Origin of the sequence: Actinotignum urinale DSM 15805, from assembly GCF_000420445.1 — a bacterium.
Lineage (GTDB): Bacteria > Actinomycetota > Actinomycetes > Actinomycetales > Actinomycetaceae > Actinotignum > Actinotignum urinale.
The window spans coordinates 20,914-29,060 of the sequence record NZ_ATUY01000014.1; the positions used below are offsets into that span (position 1 = coordinate 20,914).

12 protein-coding genes are annotated in these 8,147 nt (G+C 45.5%); 1 reads left to right on the plus strand and 11 read right to left on the minus strand.

Annotated elements, in window-relative coordinates; translation table 11 throughout:
- Nucleotides 1–292: 292 nt before the first annotated feature.
- Entirely contained in the window at nt 293–748 is a 456-nt protein-coding gene (locus G445_RS0108235) for a hypothetical protein (protein ID WP_022867055.1), read from the plus strand.
- Between the two features lie 129 nt (nt 749–877).
- Here the strand turns inward: G445_RS0108235 and G445_RS0108240 are convergent, their stop codons facing one another.
- The 11 genes from G445_RS0108240 to G445_RS0108290 form a co-directional block, all read right to left on the minus strand.
- Nucleotides 878–1,357 carry a hypothetical protein gene (locus G445_RS0108240; RefSeq protein ID WP_022867056.1) on the minus strand — a complete coding sequence of 160 codons (480 nt, stop codon included), beginning with the start codon at nt 1,355–1,357 and terminating at the stop codon, nt 878–880.
- A 237-nt stretch (nt 1,358–1,594) separates the two neighbouring features.
- On the minus strand, nt 1,595–2,386 hold the full coding sequence (locus G445_RS0108245) for a toxin-antitoxin system YwqK family antitoxin (protein ID WP_022867057.1): 792 nt from the start codon (nt 2,384–2,386) through the stop codon (nt 1,595–1,597).
- Nucleotides 2,387–2,754: 368 nt separating this feature from the next.
- The gene (locus G445_RS0108250; RefSeq protein WP_022867058.1) at nt 2,755–3,135 is read right to left on the minus strand and encodes a hypothetical protein; all 381 of its coding nucleotides are present in this window, start codon (nt 3,133–3,135) and stop codon (nt 2,755–2,757) included.
- An 81-nt stretch (nt 3,136–3,216) separates the two neighbouring features.
- A complete protein-coding gene (locus G445_RS0108255) occupies nt 3,217–3,687 on the minus strand; it encodes a single-stranded DNA-binding protein (protein ID WP_022867059.1) in 471 nt (156 codons plus the stop codon).
- Between the two features lie 100 nt (nt 3,688–3,787).
- Nucleotides 3,788–4,003 (minus strand): hypothetical protein, encoded by a 216-nt coding sequence (locus G445_RS0108260; RefSeq protein ID WP_022867060.1) that lies wholly within the window; start codon nt 4,001–4,003, stop codon nt 3,788–3,790.
- A 382-nt stretch (nt 4,004–4,385) separates the two neighbouring features.
- Nucleotides 4,386–4,934 (minus strand): hypothetical protein, encoded by a 549-nt coding sequence (locus tag G445_RS0108265; RefSeq protein ID WP_022867061.1) that lies wholly within the window; start codon nt 4,932–4,934, stop codon nt 4,386–4,388.
- Complete coding sequence (locus tag G445_RS0108270) at nt 4,931–5,392, minus strand: hypothetical protein (RefSeq protein ID WP_022867062.1); 462 nt, start codon at nt 5,390–5,392, stop codon at nt 4,931–4,933. Before G445_RS0108270 ends, G445_RS0108265 begins: the two co-directional genes overlap by 4 nt.
- A 24-nt stretch (nt 5,393–5,416) precedes the next feature.
- Nucleotides 5,417–5,803 carry a hypothetical protein gene (locus tag G445_RS0108275; protein WP_022867063.1) on the minus strand — a complete coding sequence of 129 codons (387 nt, stop codon included), beginning with the start codon at nt 5,801–5,803 and terminating at the stop codon, nt 5,417–5,419.
- 6 nt (nt 5,804–5,809) lie between these two features.
- The gene (locus G445_RS10525) at nt 5,810–6,580 is read right to left on the minus strand and encodes a ParA family protein (RefSeq protein ID WP_022867064.1); all 771 of its coding nucleotides are present in this window, start codon (nt 6,578–6,580) and stop codon (nt 5,810–5,812) included.
- A 7-nt stretch (nt 6,581–6,587) separates the two neighbouring features.
- Nucleotides 6,588–6,974 (minus strand): hypothetical protein, encoded by a 387-nt coding sequence (locus G445_RS0108285; RefSeq protein WP_022867065.1) that lies wholly within the window; start codon nt 6,972–6,974, stop codon nt 6,588–6,590.
- Nucleotides 6,975–6,985: 11 nt separating this feature from the next.
- Complete coding sequence (locus tag G445_RS0108290; RefSeq protein WP_022867066.1) at nt 6,986–7,831, minus strand: tyrosine-type recombinase/integrase; 846 nt, start codon at nt 7,829–7,831, stop codon at nt 6,986–6,988.
- Nucleotides 7,832–8,147 lie beyond the last annotated feature (316 nt).

An 8,147-nucleotide genomic window follows, 5' to 3' on the forward strand; every position in this document is an offset into this window, starting at 1 on the left:
AGGGTCGGATTTAAGAACCAAAAAGAAACCCCTATTGAGAACCATTCTCAACTAGAAATGATAATCATTCTCAGTAAGCGGAGATGGTAAATTCTCCCCGAAAGGCGATTTAGCCACACCGTAAAATTATGTTCATACGTCTTAACATAAAGTTCCCAACCGACTGTATGTAATTCGCGGCAGACCTTAATACATAAGGTTGAGTAAGTGGTAACACTGTTGGAGTGGAAAGGGTGTTATATTAGTGGTGTCCCTTTAGTTGTGGCAGGCACATCAGTAAGGACACTCTTTCATGACAACACATTCTAAAAATATTTCACCGCGTCGTGCTCAGCAGGCGATGGAATCGTTTTACGCTCCTGAACTAGAACAATATAGGAAAATAGCTTCTTCGCTCTATACTTTTCAAGACCTGTGTTCACAATTGAACACATTGTTAGAAAAACTCTTCACTGAACGTGACCACCTTAATGATCAAGGAATTTCACGGGCTATGCTTATTGACCGCATAGAAATGACCGCGCAGGTTGAATACCTTGTAAGAACACGCTCAACACAAAACACTGCTCCATCTAACACCAATACGCCCGTACAAGATGAAAACCAGGGCGATAACATACGAACATCTACAGATAATGATGAATACAATGATAGTGCCACAACTGATAGTGATACAGATACTCATTTCGATAATGACAATACTGAACTAGAAACATCAGGTAGTGAGTATGCGGGCTTTACCCATTAACCCGGTGTAGCCACATGATAAGGCGGTGTTCTTCCCTTGATGTGGGAAGAACACCGCCTTACTTTTTCTGTAGACAAGCTACTACTATCAGCTTCGGCAACTTATCATGTAAGGAAAAATTTATGAAGGTTACGTCGTCGTATCATCTGTTGCGCGCGCGGCTTGTTCCTTATCGTATGCTTCTTTCTTTTCACGCACCTGCTCCATAAATTCTTCCCATCTTTGACGGGCTTCTTCTTGCTGTTGCCAATACTTTTGTGCATACTCCGGATTATGCTTCACACGATAAGCAATAATTGATTCTTTTATCTCCTCATACACCCATTCACAACCGGACCATATCCATGTCAAAATTTTCCATAAACCAATACAACCCCATACAACAATGTTGAAAACTGCAACAACAGCTAAACCAAGAAAGCTCAACACTAACATTATTGGAACACCTGCCAAAGCAAGAATTCCCAATATAATACACAAGACAAAACCGATAGCGGCCAGGGTAATAACCCACACCAACACCGCCCACCAGTCGATAGTAAACCAACCTAAAATGTTTGTTTCCCATCCACTCTTCGTGTCAACTTCCGTAGCTAACATAGTTAGCATCACGCCCTCCCTTCATGAAATGTTGCGTCAATATCAACAATACAGAGTATTAGATACTATATGTATGACGTGAAGGCATTGGCAGAGAAAACAACGATATATTGTTTTCTCTACCATGCGCCTTCACTAACTACACCGCCAATGCCGCCCGCGCCTTAAAAATATGGGTTCTCTTCCAGTTGTGAGGAGGTTGGCTTTACTCGTATGAGCAAAGCCAACCTAGTATTAATTACCTTGTTAGCTTTCTTGCCGTTCTTTGGCAACATATTTATTTTCTAAGAAAATCCTCACATCCTCCACCTTAGCGCTTAACATATCTGCCCCATATGCACGGATAAGGTCAATGGGCGATAACAGTTTTACTACAAGATCGTAATACTGTTCCGCTTCGATAATATAGTTTTCGCCCCATTCGTCCTCCTTTATGTCAAGTTCGCGGGCGACAAAAGTATCAAAACATATCGCGTTTGGGTGTTTCCAACGTTCAAGTTCGTTAACAAGTCCATGTACCGTATTCGCTACATAATACTGTTTGCCATCTGTTAAAACATAAACCTTCTCACCATCTTTCATGGTTGTTGGCGCAGATTGTTGTTTCCCGTGTTGCCAGTATTGTTCGCTCGATATGGTGCCGTCCTGGTTGTATGTGATGTGGGCGGGTGCGTTGTCGCGGTGGAGTTGCCCCTCACGATAGTAGGTTTCACTCCATGTGGTGCCGTCCCTGTTATATTCGATCCGGGCGGGGCCGTTCTCGCGGTGGCGTTGCCCGTGTTGCCAGTAGGCTTCGTAGGCGATGGTGCCGTCCGGGTTGTATTCGATGTATGCGGGTGCGCCGTCGCGGTGTTCTTTGCCGTGTTGTCTGTATTCTTCACGCCATACGGTGCCGTCGCGGTAGTAGTCGATCCGTGCGGGGCCGTCTGTCCGGTGGAGTCTGCCGTCGTTGTCGTGCCATTTTTCGCATTTTCCACACACTGTTTGCGTGACGGTGGGTTGAGTGTTGAGTTTCTTGTTATCGGTTGTGTTGTTCATTGTTCTTAATCCTTACTGTTAGTACCACTGGTTTGTGGTGACTTTTGTTTTTGCCGTGGCTGGCAGAATGAAATGACGTGAAGTAGATAGACATACGCAACCCGAAGGGTGGCGAAAAAGAATGTGGGATAGCTGAACACGCCCTGCGTGTTGGCTATCGCATATTCTTTGAAAGCCAGTAGCTCGTCTACTTGCGTAGGGCTATCGGATGAACATAATGGAATTCCAGCCAAGGAAAACACATCCATAAAATGCTGCCTACCGCTACGCGGTAGCCCGAATGTTCACCCTTTAAGAGGTGAACATGCTAATAAAAATAGGTGTCCACACATGCATGTGTGGACACTCCGATATGCGCGGTGAGCGTTTTACGTTGTTCTTCTTTTCCTTACATGTTGTTTCTTCGGTGGTTTTCGGTGTTCTTGACGCTTGTATTCTTCCAACGTTACAGATTTAATGTTGTTAATAATTGTTTCAGGTGATGGCACATAATCGGCATACCGATAATGAAGCTCCCGTATGGTATCCATCGCGGCTGGCGAAAGTTCTACATATACTTCACCATCTTCTACGTATGCTTTGCCATCAAAATAGCGTGCTTTACGATTCGATATTCCATAACCATAAACGCTCGCACCGTAAATGTTTCCACTTTTGTAATAATTTCTTTCAAAACAAAGTAACGTTTCCAACCATCCGTTAAGGTAGTAGCGTTTTTTCCCGGTTTTAGGATTCTTCCACTCTGTCATCCACATCTTTTCCTCTTTTTCTAGTGATTGGTAAGTAAGGGTGTGGCTTTGCGTGGACGCAAGCCACACCCTTTACCTTATTTATCGCGTGTATGGGTTAGAGGTGCGATACCCTAACGGGGGTTCGTTATCGTAACCGTCGTCCATGTAGTATTCTTCGCGTTCTGGACGGTTAGTGGCTCGCTGGTCAAGGTCTTCTTGCAGCTCGTCACGGTCGCGATAGAGGTTAGGGATAATGAACAAGCGCGGGTTCATCACTTCAAGGTGTTGGCGTTCTTCACCTTTTTCTGTTGTCCATGCTTTCATCATGAGTGTTCCTTCAAGCCTTACCCGTTGTCCTTTTTCTAGAATGTCTGCGTAATGTTCTGCGTATTCATTCCAGAATGTTGCTTCTATCCAGATAGGTTCACCATGGTTTTCCCAGGTGTCGTCTTCCAGCCTTTTACGTGGTGTGGCGTTTACTGAAATGTTGAGAACGGGCTTGCCCGTCTTCGTGTATTTCAAGATTGCATCTTGTCCGATATTTCCGGTGATTGTTGCGTTAATAGCCATGGCTAGTATCCTTTTCCTTACTTGTTGTTATTTGTTGATTGGTTGATATTATGTGTGGGTTGTGAGGAATACCCGGCGAGATGTGCCGGATCTTCCTCTGTTACTGGGTTATTGACCTATCGTGTTTTTCGACAATTTCCCAGAATTCTTCTTCCGTGACTGTGACGATAAAGCCACATTTATTTAAGTCGTTACTCGATTGATATTCACTAATTTCAAAAGCAATTGCTTCTGTATCGAAGTCGTCTACGAACTCTCCAAGTGCAGGGATAACTTCTTGCCCTTCGAGGTCGCTAAGTGTTGTGTAAAGTTTCATTGTTTTATTCCTTATCTAATCGGTTAACCACTAAGTTGTGGTAACTTTTGTTTTTGCCGTGGCTGGCAGAATGAAATGACGTGAAGAAGATAGCCGTGCGCAACCCGAAGGGTGGCTGTAAGAGAATGTGGGCTAACTGAACACGAAGTGTTGGTTAGCGCATATTCTTTGAAAGCCAGTAGCTCGTCTACTTGCGCACTGCTAACGGATGAACATAATGGAATTCCAGCCAAGGAAAACACACCCAATAAAATGTCTACCGCGAAGCGGTAGTCCGAGGTTGTCCCCGCGATGGGGACAACACATCAATTGACATATGTGAACACACGGTGTGTGGACACTCCGATTCCCCGCGCCTTAAAACGTTAGGGAACGTGTAGCGTTAGCTAGTGGCGCGTCCCATGATTTTCTGTGCAGCGCGTGCGGGGCTGGCGGCATGAACATATATGCCACGACATGAACATATGCCTACATATTGTTCGTTTTGGCGGTATTCAATCATGTACTCTGTATGGCAGTATGGACAGATCGGCACCCAGCCTAGAGTGTTCATCAATAGGTGGTGGTGATTTGCGCCTTGCGCGCCCTGCCTAGCGAAAACGTCTTTTACTTTGTAAGGAAGCGCGTTTGTTGCGTACGACGTTGCGTTTTCAAAACCTTCCGCATGTCCAGCGTTAAACCCGCGTTCATACTCAGAACTAAACGTATAATCTTCTCCATAAGTATTCTCCTCATCCTGTGCGTCATCCCAGCCCTCTGTATATGCCTGTTTCCGGGTAGCTTCAATCTCCTCGCAGATAAAGCTGGCGATGTCTCGGCGGATCTCATCGTAGGAAATATGGTCAGAAAGATACGTATCCAGGATGCTTTGAATACAACTATCTATTTTATTTTCATAGTTACGTTGTTCTACTTGGGTGTAAGTGCTCATTTTGTGTCCTTGTCTGTGAGGTGTGAGAGTGTGCTGTTAATGAAACGGTGTGCATCATTGAGTGCGCACACATATTCTTCTGTTTCTTCAAACGTGGAGACGCGAGTTACATTATTGATTCGTATGAGAGTTGTTAGAACAACGGATAATAATCGTTCCAATTCACCTTGCGCGTCTTTACTATTGGCTTCTATATCCTTATTCCAGTCCTCAATGTCTTCTTTCCATCCTTTACATAGGGGTTGTTCAGCGAGTTCATCTGCTGTGGGTTTGCGTCCGTGTTCTTCCATGAACTCTTTTGCGTCGTAGTTCATGAATGCTGCGGTACATTCAGTTAGGTTTTTTAATGCCGTGTCGTAGTCGAGTTCGTAACCAAGGATCCGGATATGGTCGATAAGTCGGATATATGCCCTGTTATCATCTTGGTTGATACGGATACGTGAGTCAGTCAATAGCATGAGTCTTTCCTTTCAAGAGAGTGTTTAGTTGATGGAAAAGTTGGGTAGTACGCCGGGGCCGATAGGGGTAAAAGGTACGCCGTTGTTATATCGGGATTCGTAAGTTTCTACAGCTTTTTCAAGCTGTATCGTTGCCCACTCGGAAACGGATCCAATGTGTTCTATATGTGCAGCGGCGAACCATACGGCGCGTATGCGTCCGTGAAGGTCAACGGGTAACTGGACGGTCAGCTTAGATTTGGTAGTTCCGGCACTTGCGGTACGTCCAGTAGTGCCGGGGGTTACGGGGGTGCCTGTACTGCCGGTATTCCCAGTAGTTCCGGTACTTACGGGTGTGCCGGTGATAATGGGATCTGTGATAGGGGCTTTAGATAGCGCGTTTAAAGCGTTCATGTCGGGTTGTTTAGCCATGACCGTTTATCCTTTCTCTATGAGTGTTTGAACAAGGGCATTCAGCGCTGTTGTTACGTCCGTGTCCTCGTCAGTGATAGGCGTGTGTGCGCTACATGCTTTCGCGATAGATTCCCGCTCAGGAATAAACCTAGGTAACACATAATCGTGATAGTAGGATTCCAACGCCTCAGCCCATAACCTGCGGTCTACCCTGTCGCTCCTCCATTCGTTAATAAGAATTCCTGCCAAGGTTAAACGAGGGTTGTAATGCGTGCGGACGGTGGCGATAGTGTTGACCATTTCCGCCACCCCATCCACGCTGGTTTCACGCGGTGTGGTCACAATGAGCGCCTTGTCAGCTGCGACAAGCGCGTTCGTTGTGAGCATCCCTAACGACGGTGGGCAATCAATAACAATATGCCCATAATCATCTTTGACGGCTTCAATGATGGCTTGAAGGCGTGATTCACGTCCAAGAGACACATCAGTTTCACGGCTCGCTAATAAACGATTAGACGGCATAACATCCATGTTCCAAGCGTCACTAGCAACCCTGATAGCATCTTTTGCATGGCTTGCCGGGCTACCCGAAGCAACCGCAGCTAAAGCATCGTTCAGCGTTAAATCTTGCGGTGCAAGTTCTATTCCACATATGGTGGTCGCGTTACCTTGTGGGTCAGCATCAATCACAAGATTACGACGACGCTCTCCTGGATCAAGCCGATAAGCAAGATTAACTGCAACAGTAGTTTTACCCACCCCACCCTTTTGATTACATACAGCAACAATCACCATGTTCTCCTTACTTTGACTTACTGGACGTACCGGCACTTACAGCACTACCGTTACTTCCAGTAGTTCCGGTACTGTCGGGACTTCCGGCATTTTTATTTGTTTTGTTATTTCTAAAAGGTTTGCATGCATAAAGGTTGTAATAATCTTGTGTAGACATGATTGTGAGTAAAACACCGGCTTTACGCGCCTCCTTTTTTATTTTTTCGGCTGCAACAAGAGTAATAAGCGTCTTACGCCGCCGGTCAACTTCTGAGCATGTAAACCCATTTGCTTTCAACCACTCCTCTCCCTCGGGTAAAAGGCTCGGAGTAACATCTACAGCCCACACAAGCGGACTGCCCGCCAACGCTCCTACCGTCGTATATATCGGTTCCGTTTCTACTAAACGTGTCATTTTTCTTCCTTTTATAGTGTTAGTTCGATTGATTCAATTGCTGTTCGCATTCCTGTTTCGTTAGGTAATACGTATCGTTGTGTTGTGGATACTTTTTCGTGTCCTAGAAGTGTTTGGACTGCTAGAAGGTCGTGTTGTACGGCGTAGGCGCGTGTGCCGCACCTGTGACGTAGAGTGTGGAGAGTCCATCCTCGCGGTAGAGCTTTTGATCCGATTTTGGAAATCCAGCGTGGTGAAAGATGCCCATGAAAATTTCCAGGAAATAACCAACCTGTTACCGTGTTTACATGGAGTAGCATCTCCTCGTAAAAGGTTGTTGTAATCGGTATTACCCGGTCTTTATTCCCTTTTCCGTGGACGGTGAGGTAAGGTTCTGACGTGTCATTACCTATATCGTGTTGGTGAACAATAGCTATTTCTCCTGCCCTCAACCCGTAGTTACCCGCAAGTTTTAAAATAAGTTGTGTGCGTTTATTAGCACTGTGTAGAGCGTCTTTAAACACGTTTTCAGGGGTCGGGCGGGGCGGTGGTATGAACCGCCTAATTGACGGTAAATGTAGTGCCGGGTTCGTAATCTCATTGAGCGGGGAATACCAAGCGTAAAAACTGCGTAGCGTACAAAATTTTGAGTGGCGAGTTTCAGGACTCCATTCTTTTGTTCCTGCCCACGTAATAATGAGTTTTTCGGTGACTTCTTGGGGTGCGCAGTTAATTTCACGCGCGAAAGACCGTAAAGCAGACACACGCGTGTGTATAGTTGCTTTCGATTTACCGAACGCGGCGAGTCGTAACGTGTATTCTCTTACTGGTTCTTCCCACACATCGGGAATTTTCCATATCAATGTTTTAGACATCATGTGTGTAAGATTCACATTTTTACCCGCGTTATCGAAAAAGGTGAGTGCGGCTCGTGTCTTACGTTTTACTACCGTAAGTTCTGTAAGTATCGATACTACTGTAGGTACTGGCACTACTGTATGTGCTGGTAGTGCTGTATGTGCTGGTAGTGCTGTAAGTGCTGGTAGTGCTGTAAGTGCCGGTACTTGGTCAAAAAATAAAACGCTCATCGTTTTACCTTGTGACAGATAGAAACAAGCGTGTAAAAAGTGTTAAAAGTACAGTGTTGAGGTACATATACCCGGAGGTCGTTGGTTCAAATCCAGCCCCCGCCAC